The sequence below is a fragment of the Rhizobium sullae genome, assembly GCF_900169785.1.
Taxonomy (GTDB): Bacteria; Pseudomonadota; Alphaproteobacteria; order Rhizobiales; family Rhizobiaceae; genus Rhizobium; species Rhizobium sullae.
On record NZ_FWER01000021.1, the window covers coordinates 44,533 to 59,188 of the forward strand.

16 protein-coding genes are annotated in these 14,656 nt (G+C 60.4%); 12 read left to right on the forward strand and 4 right to left on the reverse strand.

The genetic code is table 11. The annotated features are described in order from the left end of the window. The first annotated feature begins 47 nt into the window (after nucleotides 1-47). The 7 genes from BN1800_RS19695 to BN1800_RS19725 all read left to right on the forward strand — a co-directional run bounded on the left by BN1800_RS19695 (nucleotide 48) and on the right by BN1800_RS19725 (nucleotide 5,424). Complete coding sequence (locus BN1800_RS19695; protein WP_087000348.1) at nucleotides 48-881, forward strand: SDR family oxidoreductase; 834 nt, start codon at nucleotides 48-50, stop codon at nucleotides 879-881. A gap of 18 nt (nucleotides 882-899) precedes the next feature. Further along, nucleotides 900-1,103 carry a twin transmembrane helix small protein gene (locus BN1800_RS19700; protein WP_027512325.1) on the forward strand — a complete coding sequence of 68 codons (204 nt, stop codon included), beginning with the start codon at nucleotides 900-902 and terminating at the stop codon, nucleotides 1,101-1,103. A 22-nt stretch (nucleotides 1,104-1,125) separates the two neighbouring features. Then, on the forward strand, nucleotides 1,126-1,704 hold the full coding sequence (locus BN1800_RS19705; protein ID WP_027512326.1) for a cob(I)yrinic acid a,c-diamide adenosyltransferase: 579 nt from the start codon (nucleotides 1,126-1,128) through the stop codon (nucleotides 1,702-1,704). A gap of 33 nt (nucleotides 1,705-1,737) precedes the next feature. Further along, complete coding sequence (locus BN1800_RS19710) at nucleotides 1,738-2,505, forward strand: rhomboid family intramembrane serine protease (RefSeq protein WP_087000350.1); 768 nt, start codon at nucleotides 1,738-1,740, stop codon at nucleotides 2,503-2,505. Between the two features lie 188 nt (nucleotides 2,506-2,693). Next, a complete protein-coding gene (locus BN1800_RS19715) occupies nucleotides 2,694-3,443 on the forward strand; it encodes an electron transfer flavoprotein subunit beta/FixA family protein (RefSeq protein WP_027512328.1) in 750 nt (249 codons plus the stop codon). A gap of 23 nt (nucleotides 3,444-3,466) precedes the next feature. After that, on the forward strand, nucleotides 3,467-4,396 hold the full coding sequence (locus BN1800_RS19720; protein ID WP_087000352.1) for an electron transfer flavoprotein subunit alpha/FixB family protein: 930 nt from the start codon (nucleotides 3,467-3,469) through the stop codon (nucleotides 4,394-4,396). Between the two features lie 146 nt (nucleotides 4,397-4,542). After that, the gene (locus BN1800_RS19725; protein WP_087000354.1) at nucleotides 4,543-5,424 is read left to right on the forward strand and encodes a 3-hydroxybutyryl-CoA dehydrogenase; all 882 of its coding nucleotides are present in this window, start codon (nucleotides 4,543-4,545) and stop codon (nucleotides 5,422-5,424) included. Between the two features lie 2 nt (nucleotides 5,425-5,426). Here the strand turns inward: BN1800_RS19725 and tlpA are convergent, their stop codons facing one another. Beyond that, nucleotides 5,427-6,089 (reverse strand): thiol:disulfide interchange protein TlpA, encoded by a 663-nt coding sequence (gene tlpA / locus BN1800_RS19730; RefSeq protein ID WP_087000356.1) that lies wholly within the window; start codon nucleotides 6,087-6,089, stop codon nucleotides 5,427-5,429. Between the two features lie 41 nt (nucleotides 6,090-6,130). On the opposite strand from tlpA, the gene argH reads away from it, so the two are divergent. The 4 genes from argH to BN1800_RS19750 all read left to right on the forward strand — a co-directional run bounded on the left by argH (nucleotide 6,131) and on the right by BN1800_RS19750 (nucleotide 11,894). Then, nucleotides 6,131-7,534, forward strand: a complete 1,404-nt coding sequence (gene argH / locus BN1800_RS19735; protein WP_027512332.1) for an argininosuccinate lyase — start codon at nucleotides 6,131-6,133, stop codon at nucleotides 7,532-7,534. A gap of 77 nt (nucleotides 7,535-7,611) precedes the next feature. Then, on the forward strand, nucleotides 7,612-7,806 hold the full coding sequence (gene lptM, locus BN1800_RS19740) for an LPS translocon maturation chaperone LptM (protein ID WP_027512333.1): 195 nt from the start codon (nucleotides 7,612-7,614) through the stop codon (nucleotides 7,804-7,806). A gap of 12 nt (nucleotides 7,807-7,818) precedes the next feature. Then, complete coding sequence (gene lysA, locus BN1800_RS19745; protein WP_087000358.1) at nucleotides 7,819-9,087, forward strand: diaminopimelate decarboxylase; 1,269 nt, start codon at nucleotides 7,819-7,821, stop codon at nucleotides 9,085-9,087. A gap of 149 nt (nucleotides 9,088-9,236) precedes the next feature. Further along, nucleotides 9,237-11,894, forward strand: coding sequence for a TIGR02302 family protein (locus tag BN1800_RS19750; RefSeq protein WP_087000359.1), 2,658 nt, complete (start codon nucleotides 9,237-9,239; stop codon nucleotides 11,892-11,894). Between the two features lie 141 nt (nucleotides 11,895-12,035). On the opposite strand, the gene BN1800_RS19755 is transcribed toward BN1800_RS19750, so the two are convergent. The 3 genes from BN1800_RS19755 to BN1800_RS19765 all read right to left on the reverse strand — a co-directional run bounded on the left by BN1800_RS19755 (nucleotide 12,036) and on the right by BN1800_RS19765 (nucleotide 13,778). Next, a complete protein-coding gene (locus BN1800_RS19755; RefSeq protein ID WP_027512336.1) occupies nucleotides 12,036-12,395 on the reverse strand; it encodes a response regulator in 360 nt (119 codons plus the stop codon). 120 nt (nucleotides 12,396-12,515) lie between these two features. Continuing rightward, nucleotides 12,516-13,058 carry a hypoxanthine phosphoribosyltransferase gene (hpt, locus tag BN1800_RS19760; RefSeq protein ID WP_087000361.1) on the reverse strand — a complete coding sequence of 181 codons (543 nt, stop codon included), beginning with the start codon at nucleotides 13,056-13,058 and terminating at the stop codon, nucleotides 12,516-12,518. 60 nt (nucleotides 13,059-13,118) lie between these two features. Then, nucleotides 13,119-13,778 carry a hypothetical protein gene (locus BN1800_RS19765; RefSeq protein ID WP_087000363.1) on the reverse strand — a complete coding sequence of 220 codons (660 nt, stop codon included), beginning with the start codon at nucleotides 13,776-13,778 and terminating at the stop codon, nucleotides 13,119-13,121. A 206-nt stretch (nucleotides 13,779-13,984) separates the two neighbouring features. On the opposite strand from BN1800_RS19765, the gene ftsE reads away from it, so the two are divergent. Continuing rightward, complete coding sequence (gene ftsE, locus BN1800_RS19770) at nucleotides 13,985-14,644, forward strand: cell division ATP-binding protein FtsE (protein ID WP_022718083.1); 660 nt, start codon at nucleotides 13,985-13,987, stop codon at nucleotides 14,642-14,644. Nucleotides 14,645-14,656 lie beyond the last annotated feature (12 nt).

The following is a 14,656-nucleotide window of genomic DNA, read 5'->3' on the forward strand; positions in this document are numbered from 1 at the left end:
CGGTTCGAATATGGGAAACGAGTCCCAATTTGTACAGGAATCATTCCATGGCCGAGCAGCGCACCATCATCGTGACCGGATGCTCATCCGGCATCGGTGCCTATTGCGCGCGAGCCCTGAAGACAGACGACTGGCGCGTCTTTGCGACAGTGCGAAAGCACGGTGACCTAGGACCGCTCCAGGAAGAAGGAATCGAAGCCTTCCTGATGGATTATACGCGGCCTGACACGATCACTGATTTCGTTCGCAATGTAGCCGAGGTAAGTGGCGGGCGCATCGACGCACTTTTCAACAACGGCGCCTACGGCCAGCCCGGCGCAGTCGAGGACTTGACGACCGAAGTGCTGCGTGCTCAGTTCGAAACGAATTTCTTCGGCTGGCACGAGTTGACGCGGCAAGTGCTGCCGCTGATGAGAAAGCAAGGCTCGGGCCGCATCGTGCAATGCTCGTCCATTCTCGGCGTCGTGCCCTATCGCTTCCGCGGCGCCTACACCGCTTCGAAGTTCGCGCTCGAAGGCTTGAGCATCACCTTGCGCATGGAGCTTCAAGGCAGCGGCATCCATGTGAGCCTGATCGAGCCGGGTCCGATTGCCTCGCGCTTTACCGCCAACGCGCTCGCCAAGTTCAAGGAGCATATCGACGTCCGCAATTCCGTGCATGCGGCAGATTACCGCCGGCAACTTGCACGGCTTGACGGGACGGGTCCGAAGAACCGACATAAACTTCAACCCGACGCCGTTTATGCCGTGTTGCAACACGCATTGAACTCGAACAATCCGAAGCCACATTATCCTGTAACGACTCCGGCAAAACAGGGCATGCTGCTGAAGAGGCTGTTTCCGGCGGATCTCTTCTATCGCCTGATGCGCTGGACCGACTGACCAAGAAAGCCGACCGCCATGTCCACGGCCACCTATCTTTTCGCGATCATCATGATGGGCGTCGTCGCGCTCGTGCTGGTCCGCGGCCTTTTCAACATGATGAAGGGCGGCGACGCGAACACTTCCAACAAGCTGATGCAACTCCGCGTGCTGCTGCAAGCGATCGCTGTGATCCTGATCATGCTGACGCTCTGGCTGACAGGCGGCGGCCGCCCTAGTTAACGCCGGGAAGAAGGGGGAGGCAATGGTAACGCTCAACAAGATCTACACGAAGACTGGCGACGACGGCACGACGGCGCTTGTTTCCGGACCGCGCCGTCTCAAATACGACCTGCGCGTGGAAGCCTACGGCACGATCGACGAAGTCAACTCCGCAATCGGCGTCGCAAGACTGCATATGCAGGGCATGCCGGTTCTCGAGAGAATGCTGATACTGATCCAGAACGATCTCTTCGACCTCGGCGCAGACCTTGCGACGCCCGACGACGGCAAGCCACCGGCGCACGAGCCGTTGCGCATCATCGATACGCAGGTGGCGCGGATCGAGAGCGAGATCGATGAATTGAATGCCGATCTGCAACCCTTGAAATCCTTCGTTCTGCCCGGCGGTCATTCGGCAGCTGCCTATCTTCATCTGGCGCGCACCATCGCGCGCCGCGCGGAAAGACTGATGGTGGAACTCGCCCGCACGGAAGGCGAAATCGTCAGCGAAGCTGCCCTGAAATATGTCAACCGGCTTTCGGATTTCCTTTTCGTTGCGGCACGCCATGCGAATAGCCACGGCAACGCGGATGTACTTTGGGTTCCCGGAAAAAACAGGTAGGCTCCGGCCATCACGAGAGCCGGGGCAGGCTTTATGTTCATACCGCTGCACGATGCCAATACGCTGAAGCACATCAAGGTCCAGTGGGTGACGCTGGGCTTGATCGGAATGAATATCGCCGTCTGGCTTTTCACCGGCTTCTTCGCTCCGGAACAGACGGCTCAGGCCACGGCGGTCGGCCTCGGCTACATACCAGCGGTCGCCTTTGACTACGCGACACTGGCTCCCGGCCTTGCGATTGTTCCGGAGCCGCTGACCTACATCACCCATGCCTTTGTGCATGCCGGCTTCTGGCACCTCGCTTCCAACATGATCTTCCTCTGGGTCTTCGGCGATAATGTCGAGGATGCCATGGGGCATTTCCGCTTCCTGATCTTCTATCTCGTTTGCGCCGCCTTCGGCGCGCTTTGCCACGGTCTGCTCGTGTCTGAATCGCAGGCGCCGCTGGTCGGCGCCTCCGGCGCGATCTCCGGCGTGGTTGCAGCCTATGTCGTCCTTCACCCTCGCGTGAAAGTCTGGGTGCTTGTCTTCTTGCGCGTTCCTTTGCCGCTTCCCGCCTTCGTGCCGCTGCTCCTTTGGATCGGCCAGCAGTTTTTCATGCTGTTCATCGATCTGGACGGCAATGTTTCCTGGGGTGCCCATGCCGGCGGTATCACAGCCGGCGCCGCACTCGTCTTCTTCATGCGCCGAAAGGGCGTACCGCTGTTCGATCGTGAGATCGTCACGCCACGCGCCGTTCGCAGTACGCCGGCGGTAAGGCGAGCAGTTGCCGCCGCTGAGGATGGGGCGTCCGGACGCTAAGTTAGAAATCAGGCAGCGCTGAATATTGACGTGAACGTAAGCGTCATATATTTGCAGATGCAATTTGTCTGTCTGCGACTGGCAAGCGTTGTATTTGGAGGAAAAACGCGTATCCATGTCGCCATTCGACAATCGGAGCGGCGCCGAAGCGCGCATTTTCTTGGCGAAAGAGTTGAAGGAAGGACCCCATGAAGATTCTGGTCCCCGTGAAGCGGGTGGTTGATTACAATGTGAAGATCCGCGTCAAGCAGGACGGCACGGGCGTCGAGCTTTCCAACGTCAAGATGTCGATGAACCCGTTCGACGAGATTTCGGTGGAAGAGGCGCTGCGTCTGAAGGAAGCCGGCAAGGCCGAGGAAGTGATCGTTGTTTCGATCGGCCCCGCCAAAGCCGAGGAAACGCTGCGCACAGCACTCGCCATGGGCGCCGACCGGGCGATCCTCGTCGAGACTGACGATGCCGTCGAGCCGCTTGCCGTTGCGAAGATCCTCAAGGGCGTCGCCGACGCCGAACAGCCGGGTCTGATCATCGTCGGCAAGCAGGCAATCGACGACGATTCGAACCAGACCGGCCAGATGCTGGCAGCTCTTCTCGGCACCGCCCAGGCGACCTTCGCCTCGAAGATCGAGATCGGCGACGGCAAGGCGACCGTGACCCGCGAAGTGGATGGCGGCCTGCAGACGATCGACATCAAGCTTCCGGCCGTCGTCACCACCGACCTTCGCCTCAACGAACCGCGCTATGCCTCGCTGCCGAACATCATGAAGGCGAAGAAGAAGCCGCTCGACAAGAAGAGCCCGGCCGACTTCGGCGTCGATACTACGCCGCGCCTGAAAGTGCTGAAGACCGAGGAGCCGTCGGGCCGCAAGGCGGGCGTCAAGGTCAAGTCGGTCGCCGAGCTCGTCGAGAAGCTCAAGACCGAAGCCGGCGTCCTCTAAGGTTCGAGAAAGGAAATACGACCATGGCCATTCTGCTTCTGGCTGACCACGACAATTCGAGCCTTTCCGACCAGACCGCCAAGGCGCTGACCGCTGCAAGCCAGATCGGCGGCGATGTCACTGTGCTGGTTGCCGGCAAGGGCGCCAAGGCGGCTGCCGATGCCGCCGCCAAGCTTTCCGGCGTCTCCAAGGTGCTGCTCGCCGAAAGCGGCGAGCTCGCAAACAATCTGGCTGAACCGCTGGCCGATCTCATCGTTTCGCTCGCTGGCAGCTACGACACGATCATTGCGGCGGCGACCTCGACCGGCAAGAACGTGCTGCCGCGCGTTGCCGCGTTGCTCGACGTGGCGCAGGTCTCGGAAATCATCGAGGTCATCTCGCCGGACACCTTCAAGCGCCCGATCTACGCCGGCAACGCCATCCAGACGGTGCAGGCAACCGACGCCAAGAAGGTCATCACCGTACGCACGGCATCCTTCGCCGCTGCGGAGACAAGCGGTTCGGCGTCCGTCGAGGCAATTCCGGCTGCTTCCGATCCTGGGCTTTCGACTTTCGTCAAGGACGCGCTGTCGGCCTCCGACCGTCCGGAACTGACGTCGGCCAGGATCATCATCTCCGGCGGTAGGGCTCTCGGTTCCGCCGAGAAATTCAAGGAGGTCATCCTGCCGCTCGCCGACAAGCTTGGTGCGGCCGTCGGCGCTTCGCGCGCGGCCGTCGATGCCGGCTATGCGCCGAACGACTGGCAGGTCGGCCAGACCGGTAAGGTGGTTGCCCCGGAGCTCTACATCGCCTGCGGTATTTCCGGCGCCATCCAGCACCTCGCCGGCATGAAGGACTCGAAGGTCATCGTCGCCATCAACAAGGATGAGGAAGCCCCGATCTTCCAGGTCGCCGACTACGGCCTCGTCGCCGATCTCTTCGAGGCACTGCCGGAACTTGAGAAAGCTCTTTAATCAGGCAGATTGCCAGCTTTTCGCACTTGCGAATGACTGGAAAATTATCTCTTATGGCGCTACTACTGCTGCCGGGCGATCCTTTTGCCCGGCAGTTTCATTAGAACAATACGGCGGGGCGGGGAAGCTGCCGCGGGGGTTTGGAGATGAGTGCGGTGTTGAAAACGATTGGTATCGTCGGTGCGGGCCAGATGGGTTGCGGCATCGCGCATGTTTCAGCAGCTGCGGGCTACAAGGTCCAGCTTTACGACGTGACACAGGAGCGCATTGAATCCGGTCTTGCGACCATCAACGGCAACCTCGCCCGTCAGGTAACGAGCGGCAAGATGACGGATGAGGAGCGCAAAGCGACCCTTTCTCGCATCTCCGGCTCCGCCAATCTGAATGACCTTGCTCCCTCCGACCTCGTTATCGAGGCGGCGACAGAGGAGGAAGCCGTAAAACGCAAGATCTACGCGCAGGTCTGTCCAGTGCTGAAGCCGGGCGCGCTGCTTGCGACGAACACCTCCTCGCTGTCCATCACCCGTCTGGCTTCGGCAACCGACCGGCCCGAGCACTTCATGGGCATCCATTTCATGAACCCAGTCCCGGTGATGAAGCTGGTGGAATTGGTGCGCGGCATAGCAACGGACGAAACCACGTTTTCGACCGCAAAGGAATTCGTCGCATCGCTGGACAAGACCATCACGGTTGCGGAAGACTTTCCCGCCTTCATCGTCAACCGTATCCTGCTGCCGATGATCAATGAGGCGATCTACACGCTCTACGAAGGTGTCGGCACTGTCGATGCCATCGACACGGCGATGAAGCTCGGCGCCAACCACCCGATGGGCCCGCTTCAGCTTGCCGATTTCATCGGCCTCGACACCTGCCTCTCGATCATGCAGGTGCTGCATGACGGCCTGGCCGATTCCAAGTACCGCCCCTGCCCACTGCTGGTGAAGTATGTCGAGGCCGGCTGGCTCGGCCGCAAGTCCGGCCGCGGCTTCTACGACTACCGCGGCGAAACACCCATCCCGACGCGGTAACTTTAAGATCCTGTAGCACCCTTGATCAGCGCCTTCGCATCGCCGCTATCCCATGCGGCAGGGCCGTTCATTGCCGAAACCAAACACCCTTTGTCATCGATGAGCAAAGTCACCGGCAGGCCAAAAGCCAGCCCCTCCTTCTTCAGGCTGTTGAAGACACCAATCGTATTGTCGCGATAAAACTGTAGGGAATCGACCCCGGTCTCGCTTAGGAATGCCTTCGGTTTCTCGTCATTTCCGGTATCGATATTGACTGCCACGACTTGGAATTTGTCGCTGCCCATCTCCTTCTCCAGCGCATTCAGCGCCGGCATTTCTTCGCGGCAGGGCACGCACCATGTCGCCCAGAGATTGAGAAGCACGGTCTTGCCCGCGAAGTTCTCGAGCGTCATCGGCTTGCCGTCTGGACCGTTAAAGGCGACGGACGGGAGCTTTCGCGGCGCGTTGGCAGCAACCATCGCCGCCACCTCGCCTTTGGCGAGCGGCGTAATCTTCTGAGCGAGATCTTTGGCGGCGGTGCACTCGGCAGAGACCGTTTCGCCGCCGGCATTGCCATACCCGGTCTCCTTAATGTAAACCGCTGCCGCACCGGCAATTATGCCTGCGACGGTGGCTATCGCGATCAATTTCAAGGATGGCAGCCTGAACAGCTTTCTTGTCGTCATTTCATTCTCCAGGGCACGCACCCTTAAGGCAGGCATCTTTCATGGCCGACGGCACAAAGGACACCAAATCCTCCAACCAGATGTGGGGCGGACGTTTCGCATCCGGCCCCGACGCGATCATGGAGGAGATAAATGCCTCGATCGGTTTCGACAAGAAGCTCTTTGCCCAGGATATTCGCGGATCGATCGCCCACGCGACGATGCTTGCCCACCAGGGCATCATTTCCGGGGACGATAAGGACAAGATCGTTCACGGGCTAAACACGATCCTGTCAGAAATTGAAAGCGGCAATTTCGAATTCTCCCGCCAACTCGAAGACATTCACATGAATGTCGAAGCCCGCCTTGCCGCGCTGATCGGCCCGGCGGCCGGACGCCTTCACACAGCCCGTTCGCGCAACGACCAAGTGGCGCTCGACTTCCGCCTCTGGGTGAAAGAAGAGCTGCAGAAGACGGAAGCAATGCTGACGAACCTCATCGCAGCCTTCCTTGACCGCGCCGAAGAACATGCCGAAAGCGTCATGCCGGGCTTCACGCATCTGCAGACTGCCCAGCCCGTCACCTTCGGCCACCATTGCATGGCCTATGTCGAAATGTTCGGCCGCGACCGTTCGCGCGTCCGCCACGCCATCGAGCATCTGGATGAGAGTCCCATCGGCGCGGCAGCGCTGGCCGGTACCGGCTACCCGATCGACCGCCACATGACGGCAAAGGCGCTTGGCTTCCGCGAGCCGACCCGCAACTCGATCGATACGGTCTCCGACCGCGATTTCGCCATCGAGTTCCTGTCGATCGCTGCGATCTGCGGCATGCATCTGTCGCGTCTGGCCGAAGAGATTGTGATCTGGTCGACGCCGCAATTCGGTTTCGTGCGTCTCTCGGATGCCTTCTCGACCGGCTCTTCCATCATGCCGCAGAAGAAGAACCCGGATGCTGCCGAGCTGGTGCGTGCCAAGACCGGCCGCATCAACGGCTCGCTGGTTGCGCTGCTGACGATCATGAAGGGCCTGCCGCTCGCCTATTCGAAGGACATGCAGGAAGACAAGGAACAGGTCTTCGATGCCGCCGAGAGCCTGGAGCTGGCGATCGCCGCCATGACCGGAATGGTCCGCGACATGACGGTCAATACCGCCCGCATGAAAGCCGCGGCCGGCTCCGGCTATTCAACGGCCACCGATCTTGCCGACTGGCTGGTGCGCGAAGTGGGACTTCCGTTCCGCGACGCCCATCATGTGACTGGCCGTGCTGTGGCGCTTGCTGAAAGCAAGGGCTGCGACCTCGCCGAACTGCTGCTTACCGATCTCCAGGCGATCAATGCGGCGATAACCGACAAGGTCTACGACGTCCTGACGGTCGAGGCTTCGGTTGCAAGCCGCAAGAGCTTCGGTGGCACTGCTCCCTCCGAAGTGCGCAAGCAGATCGCCTATTGGCGGGCTCGCAACTGAGCAAAACAATCAGGGTGCACAAGGCGGATAAACTTCGCTATGAAGATGTCCATCAGCGCCGCTCCAAGAGGAACCCCATGCAGACCAGCTTGCCGCACCTCATCCGCCTGACGGTTGTCTTTGCCGTCGTCGGACTTGCCGTTGCCGGATGCGGACGCAAAGGCGATCTCGATCCGCCGAGCGCGATGGCAACGAAGGAAGGTGACGTGTCGAAGCCGACGAAACAGCCGGGTGCCGTCGACAGACCTTTCCTTCTCGATCCTTTGCTTTGATAGGCGCGTTCCGTGAACCACTTCGAATATCGCGACGGCATCCTTTACGCCGAAAACGTCCCCGTTCCGGAGATCGCCAAGGCTATCGGCACGCCTTTCTATTGCTATTCGACCGCAACGCTTGAGCGGCACTACAGGGTCTTTTCCGAAGCTTTCAGCGATATCGACTCCATGGTCTGCTATGCCATGAAAGCGAATTCGAACCAGGCGGTATTGAAGACCCTCGGCAAGCTCGGCGCCGGCATCGACGTCGTGTCCGAAGGCGAATTACGCCGCGCGCTCGCCGCAGGCATCCCGGCAAGCCGCATCATGTTCTCGGGTGTCGGCAAGACGCCCCGTGAGATGGACGTCGCGCTCGAGGCTGGCATCTACTGCTTCAACGTCGAATCCGAACCGGAACTCGAAATCCTCAATCAGCGCGCCGTCAGGGCAGGCAAGAAGGCGCCTGTCTCCTTCCGCATCAATCCGGACGTGGATGCGAAGACGCATTCGAAGATCTCGACCGGCAAGAAGGAAAACAAGTTTGGCATTTCCTGGGAGCGCGCCCGCACCGTCTATGCACACGCCGCCAAGCTGCCGGGCATCGAGGTCACCGGCATCGATATGCACATCGGCAGCCAAATCACCGAGCTGCAGCCCTTCGACGATGCCTTCAAGCTGCTGCGCGAACTGGTCGACACGCTGCGTGCTGACGGCCACGACATCCACCATGTCGATATTGGCGGCGGCCTCGGTATTCCTTACAAGGAAGACAATAATCCGCCGCCGCTGCCGGATGCCTACGCGGCGATCGTCAAGAACCAGCTCCGCGGGCTGAACTGCAAGATCGTGACTGAACCGGGCCGCCTGATCGTCGGCAACGCCGGCATTCTCGTCACGGAAGTCATCTACGTGAAGGACGGCGGTGAAAAGACCTTCGTTATCGTCGATGCGGCCATGAACGACCTAATTCGCCCGACGCTTTACGACGCCTGGCATGAAATCCTGCCTGTCGTGATCTCCGCCGCCAATGCGCCGCGCATCAAGGCTGATATCGTAGGTCCGGTTTGCGAGACCGGCGACTATCTGGCACTTGATCGCGAAATGGCGATGCCGAAGCCGGGCGATCTCTTTGCCGTCAGTTCCGGCGGCGCTTATGGCGCGGTGCAGGCTGGCACCTACAACAGCCGCCTACTGGTGCCGGAAGTGCTGGTGAAAGGCGCCGATTTCCATGTGATTCGGCCTCGCCGAACCTATGAAGAACTGATCGGCCTCGACTCCGTGCCTGCCTGGCTCGACTGACAGCCTCATCACTTTTTGGCGAATAGGGGTGAAAAACCGGCTTTGCCGGCCGCCTGCCCTCGCCTTCGCCACAAAGAGTGTTATCCTTTCTTCATGCGAGCGTATTGCCCAGCAAGCGCCGGAAGCGCCCTCTGTTACTCTAGCATCAAATGGCGGAGACCGGATTGACGAAAAGCCCCCGCAGGCAAAGACATGGTGCATTTGCCGTTCGGCCCTCTCTCGCGAGGCTCGTAGCGGTAAAGCGGTTCTTTGCGCGCCTCGTACTCGTTTCCGAGCAGATACTGCCGCCGCTCGTCCCGGTTCTTTCCGTCGTTGCCTTCTATTTCGCAGCGTCCTGGTTCGGGCTCTTCCGCTCCATTCCCGATTTCGCGCGTATCACGCTGCTGATCGCCTTTGGCGTCGCCTTTCTCGCCGCATTCATCCCGTTTCGCAGTCTCCGCTGGCCGAATGTCGCCGAGGCCGACCGGCTGCTTGAGGAACGCAACGGCCTGCCGCATCAGCCGGTGACGGTGCAGGAAGACGAACCGGCCTTCGACACGCCCTTCGCAAGGGCGCTTTGGCGCGAGCACCAGACGCGCATGGCGAAGAAGATCGCAGTCCTCGATACCGGCTTCCCCCGCCCGGACATCGCAACCCACGACCGTTTCGCGTTGCGTGCCATCCCGGCCCTCCTTCTCGTCACGGCCTTCGGTTACTCGCTTTCGACCAACGGCGGCTCGATCACCGACGCCCTGCAGCCGCCCGCCGCGCCGGCAGCGACCAATCCGGCCGTGCGCATCGACGCATGGGTCACCCCGCCCTCCTATACGGGCCGCGCTCCGGTCTATCTGACGGCAACCGGCACTGAGCGGGCGATCAACATTCCGCAGTTCTCGAACCTGACCGTTCGCGTCAGCGGCGGGCAGACGAACGAAAAGGTCGTTTTCAGGAAAGAGAGCGGCGAGGCGGAGGAAATCGCTGCGGAGGCAAAGCAGCAGCCTGCTGCATCACAAGCCCAGCCACAGACTCCTGCGGCGCCAGCCCTTGCCGCACAGACACATCTGATGAAGCTTGAGGAAAACGGTGCGTTGCTCGTCAATGGCCGTACTTGGAGCTTCAATGTCATTCCCGACAAGACGCCCGAAATTGCTTTCGATGGATTGCCCAAACGCAGCGTGAACGGCGCGCTGGAAATCGGCTTCACCGTCAAGGACGACTACGGCGTGCAGGAAGCGCGTGCGGAGATCGTGCCGATCGAAACCGATCCGCGGGCAAAGCCGCTTTATCCGCTACCCGATTTCCGGCTCGACATTCCGCGCCGCAATGCGCGTGATGCCAAGGCCGTGACCAGCAAGAACCTCACCGAACATCCGCTTGCCGGAAAACGCGTACGCGTCACGCTGGTCGCCAAGGACGCAGCAGGCCAGACCGGCCGAAGCCCGCCGCACGAAACGACGCTGCCGTCACGCCCATTCAATGAACCGCTCGCCGCAGCCGTTGCGGAAGAGCGTCAGGTTTTCGCGCTCGATACCCGCAAGATGCCGGAGGCGATCGCACTCAACGAGGCGCTGACGATCCGCCCCGACGAGACGATTCCGAGTCTCACCAACTATCTGCTGCTGCAATCGGCGCAGACGCGCATGAGGCTCGCCAAGGGCGACGAGCAGTTGAAGGACACGGCCGACTATCTCTGGGATATCGCGATCGGCATGGAAGATGGCGACCTTTCGCTTGCGGAACGCAACCTGCGCAACGCCCAGCAGAACCTCGCCGACGCGCTTCAGCGCAATGCGCCGGACCCGGAGATCAAGAAGCTCATGGACGAGCTTCGCAAGGCGATGAACGAATATATGAAGGAACTGGCGCAGCGCATGCAGAATGCGCCGATGCAGCCGAACCAAAACGCGCAGAACGTCATCCGTCAGCAGGATCTGGAGCGTATGATGGACCAGATCGAGAATCTGGCCCGCTCAGGCAACCGCGATGCCGCTCAGCAGATGCTTTCCGAACTGCAGCGCATGATGAACAACTTGCAGGCCGGCAGGCCGCAACAAGGCCAGCAACAGCAGGGCGACAACAGCCAGATGCGCCAGCAGATGGACAATCTCGGCCAGATCCTCCGCGATCAGCAAAAGCTGATGGAGCAGACCTTCAAACTGGACCAGCAGTTGAAGGATCGTATGCAGCGTGGCGACCCGAATATGGGTATGAACGATCCGCTGCTCGATGAAATGATGCGGGACCAGGATGGCCAGCCGCAGGATCAGCAGCAGGGGCAGAACGGCGAACAGGGGCAGTCACCTTCGGACCAGCAGATGACTGAGGAGCAATTGCGCGAGGCGCTGAAACAGCTCCGCGCCCAGCAGGATGCGCTTGGCAAGCAGCTCGGCGAGCTACAGAAGGGCCTTGGCGAAATGGGCATGAAGCCCGGCCCAGGCTTTGGTCAGGCACAGCGCGAAATGGAAGGTGCCGGGCGCGAACTCGGCGAAGGCCGCGGCGAACCGGCCCTCCAGGGCCAGGGCCGCGCGCTAGAGGCGCTGCGCCAAGGCGCCCGGGACATGATGAACCAGATGATGCAGGCGCAGCAGGGCCAACAGGGTCAAGGACCGCAAGGCCAGGTTGGCCAGGGCAACCAGAACGGCCGCGATCCGCTCGGCCGCCCGCGCCGCGCAGAGGGCCCGGATTTCGGCGATCAGGTGAAGGTACCCGACGAAATCGACGTGCAGCGCGCCCGCGAAATCCTTGATGCGATCCGCGAAAAACTCGGCAACAATCCGACGCAGGAAATGGAGCGCCGCTATCTGGAGCGGCTGCTGGATATTCAGTAGCTGAAATTGGATCACAATGCGCCGCCCAAATCCTGAGCGCGGAAGACTCTCTTTCAAATGACGATTCATTCACGACGCCGACGCGCGGCCGGCTTCCCGTAACAGGCTCAGGAATGAGGCCGTGTGGAAGGTGCCGCCGTCTCACGCAGCCAGCGCCCGGGCAACCGCCTTTCGGATGTCCGGGAGGGCAAACGGCTTCGACACGACGTCGACGATCTTTTCCGCAAGGTCGTCAGCCCGTTCTCGCTGCTCGGCATAGCCCGTCATCAGCAGGATTTTGAGCGCCGGAAATGCGGATTTCGCCTGATGCGCAAGCTCGATGCCATCCATGACCGGCATGCGAATATCCGAAAGCAGCAGGTCATAGACCCCATCTTTCAGCTTTTCCAGCCCCTCGGCGCCATCGGCGGCTTCGTCGGTCTCATGACCGTCAAGGCGCAAGGCCCGGGCGACGAAAGAGCGAAGCGAATCTTCGTCTTCCGTAATCAGAATTTTTGCCATGATGTGCATCGCTCCGTCTTCATGCCCCGGAACGGAAATTGCACGGCGTTCCTTTTCGATCGGTAAACGGGCGAAAGGGATGGACGGCATGGTTAACAACCCGTCTTGGCACCGATGGGGTCAGGCGTCGCCGGTAACTACGCCGACGAAAGGCAGTTCGCGGAAGGCATAGGCGGCATCCATGCCGTAGCCGACAACGAAATAATCCGGGCATTCGAAGCCGACATAGTCTGCCTCGAGCTTTTCCTTGCGCTTGACGCTCTTGTCGAGCAGCACAGCAATGCTGACGTTGCGCGCGCCGCGCTCGTAGAGCAGTTCCTTGGCGAAGAGCAGCGTGCGGCCGGATTCGAGGATATCGTCGATCAACAACACGTCGCGATCTTTCACGTCGCTGTCGATATCTTTGACGATTCGGACGCCCTGCGAAACCGTTCCAGTGCCGTAGCTGGAAAGCGTAATGAATTCGACTTCTGGCGCGAGCCCGCTGTCATGCAATGCGCGGATGAGGTCGGCGGCGAATATGAACGAGCCCTTCAGCACGGCGATGACGAGCAGGTCCTTTGTAGGTCCCTCGGCAATCTGCTTTGCCATCACATGATTGCGTTCGGCAATCTGCTCGGCAGTGAAAAGCGGCTCGATAGTTTTTCCGCGCACGACAGGCATACGGCTTGCTCCATGAAAACGAAGGGTAAGCCGTTAGCACATTAGAGAGGCAGAAACACCCTAAGGCATGAAGGAAAGCCGGACTTCTGGTATTTTTCCACCAGAGTGCTGCACGCGCGCCGAGAAGCCACGGCTCTCGCCGCTATAGATGACGTCCGCCGGCGGGTTGATCACCATGCTGGCCACCAGTCGTTCGTCGTTCACCAGATCGGCGCGGATCGGCCGGACGGTCTGTGTCGTACCGCTGCCGTTTTCGATGATGCCGTTGATAGCCAGGATGCTCATACCATTGGCCTCGCGCGGCGTGACCGTGACATGCGTGAAGTGAAGCGGCGAGCTCAACGCAGCGGTACTGCTCGCCGACAGGCCCGCGAAACCGCCCGTCAGGCCGAAAACAAGAACAAAAAGCATGAAGACCAAAGCTGCAAAGCTCTTGAGCGATGCCTGCTGCAGCCATTTTTCTGCAATCGCGAGGAACGCAGTCGCCTTCGAGAAAGCCGTGGGTGGCCTAGATAGTTTGGCCGCGGCAGCAGCGCGCTTGCGATCGTCATTGAAGCTTCTAACGTTGAAGCCTTGGCTCCGGTGGCCGATAACGACGAACTCGGCATCGGCGACGTCATCCGGACGGCCCGGATAGCGGGGCTGGCGCGCGGCAGGTTCCGGCGGCAAGAAATCGTAGGCGTAGCCCGGCGCCCGGCGCCTGAAGGAGGATGCTTCCATGTTGACGGTTTCTCCCATCTTCACATGGTTTCAGTGCACGGCTGAAATCCGGCATTGAAACGAATCCTGCTCAGTCGTAAATTTTAATGGTTAATGCTTCGCTAAGCTTGCCTTCAGACAGGCATCTTTCCGACGAAATTTACTGGTTGTTAACGGTGTTGGTTAACAAGTCGATGGCGTGAAACCACGAAAGACTGGGCTGCCCGTTGATCCATTTCGAGAATGTCGGTTTACGCTATGGCATGGGGCCGGAGATCCTCCGGGACCTCACTTTCGATATTCCGAAAAAGTCTTTCCAGTTCCTGACGGGTCCCTCCGGCGCCGGCAAGACGACGCTTCTTCGCCTGCTTTTCATGTCGCTGCAGCCGACGCGCGGGCTGATCCGTATGTTCGGGCGCGACATCTCCGACATCCCGCGGCCGGAACTGCCGCTGCTTCGCCGCCGCGTCGGTATCGTCTTCCAGGATTTCCGCCTGCTCGACCATCTGACGACCTATGAGAATGTCGCGCTGCCGCTTCGCGTGCGCGGTAAGGACGAGAGCTCCTACAAGACCGACGTGCTGGAACTGCTGAAATGGGTCGGGCTCGGCGAGCGCATCAATGTGCTTCCGCCCGTGCTTTCCGGCGGCGAGAAACAGCGCGCGGCGATCGCCCGCGCGCTGATCGACCGGCCCGAGGTTCTGCTTGCCGACGAGCCGACCGGCAACGTCGACCCACCGATGGCACGCCGCCTGCTGAACCTCTTTCTCGAACTCAACCGCCTCGGTACGGCTGTCGTGATCGCAACCCACGATCTGACGCTGATGGACCAGGTGGAAGCCCGCCGTATGATTCTTTCGGAGGGGCATCTTGACGTCTATGACTGAGTCTGCACCGAA

Bases quoted from the DNA above. Each gene is read 5' to 3' on its own strand.
- BN1800_RS19695 (WP_087000348.1), top strand. From the start codon at position 48: ATGGCCGAGCAGCGCACCATCATCGTGACCGGATGCTCATCCGGCATC.
- BN1800_RS19700 (WP_027512325.1), top strand. From the start codon at position 900: ATGTCCACGGCCACCTATCTTTTCGCGATCATCATGATGGGCGTCGTC.
- BN1800_RS19705 (WP_027512326.1), top strand. From the start codon at position 1,126: ATGGTAACGCTCAACAAGATCTACACGAAGACTGGCGACGACGGCACG.
- BN1800_RS19710 (WP_087000350.1), top strand. From the start codon at position 1,738: ATGTTCATACCGCTGCACGATGCCAATACGCTGAAGCACATCAAGGTC.
- BN1800_RS19715 (WP_027512328.1), top strand. From the start codon at position 2,694: ATGAAGATTCTGGTCCCCGTGAAGCGGGTGGTTGATTACAATGTGAAG.
- BN1800_RS19720 (WP_087000352.1), top strand. From the start codon at position 3,467: ATGGCCATTCTGCTTCTGGCTGACCACGACAATTCGAGCCTTTCCGAC.
- BN1800_RS19725 (WP_087000354.1), top strand. From the start codon at position 4,543: ATGAGTGCGGTGTTGAAAACGATTGGTATCGTCGGTGCGGGCCAGATG.
- tlpA (WP_087000356.1), bottom strand. From the start codon at position 6,089: ATGACGACAAGAAAGCTGTTCAGGCTGCCATCCTTGAAATTGATCGCG.
- argH (WP_027512332.1), top strand. From the start codon at position 6,131: ATGGCCGACGGCACAAAGGACACCAAATCCTCCAACCAGATGTGGGGC.
- lptM (WP_027512333.1), top strand. From the start codon at position 7,612: ATGCAGACCAGCTTGCCGCACCTCATCCGCCTGACGGTTGTCTTTGCC.
- BN1800_RS19750 (WP_087000359.1), top strand. From the start codon at position 9,237: ATGGCGGAGACCGGATTGACGAAAAGCCCCCGCAGGCAAAGACATGGT.
- BN1800_RS19755 (WP_027512336.1), bottom strand. From the start codon at position 12,395: ATGGCAAAAATTCTGATTACGGAAGACGAAGATTCGCTTCGCTCTTTC.
- hpt (WP_087000361.1), bottom strand. From the start codon at position 13,058: ATGCCTGTCGTGCGCGGAAAAACTATCGAGCCGCTTTTCACTGCCGAG.
- BN1800_RS19765 (WP_087000363.1), bottom strand. From the start codon at position 13,778: ATGGAAGCATCCTCCTTCAGGCGCCGGGCGCCGGGCTACGCCTACGAT.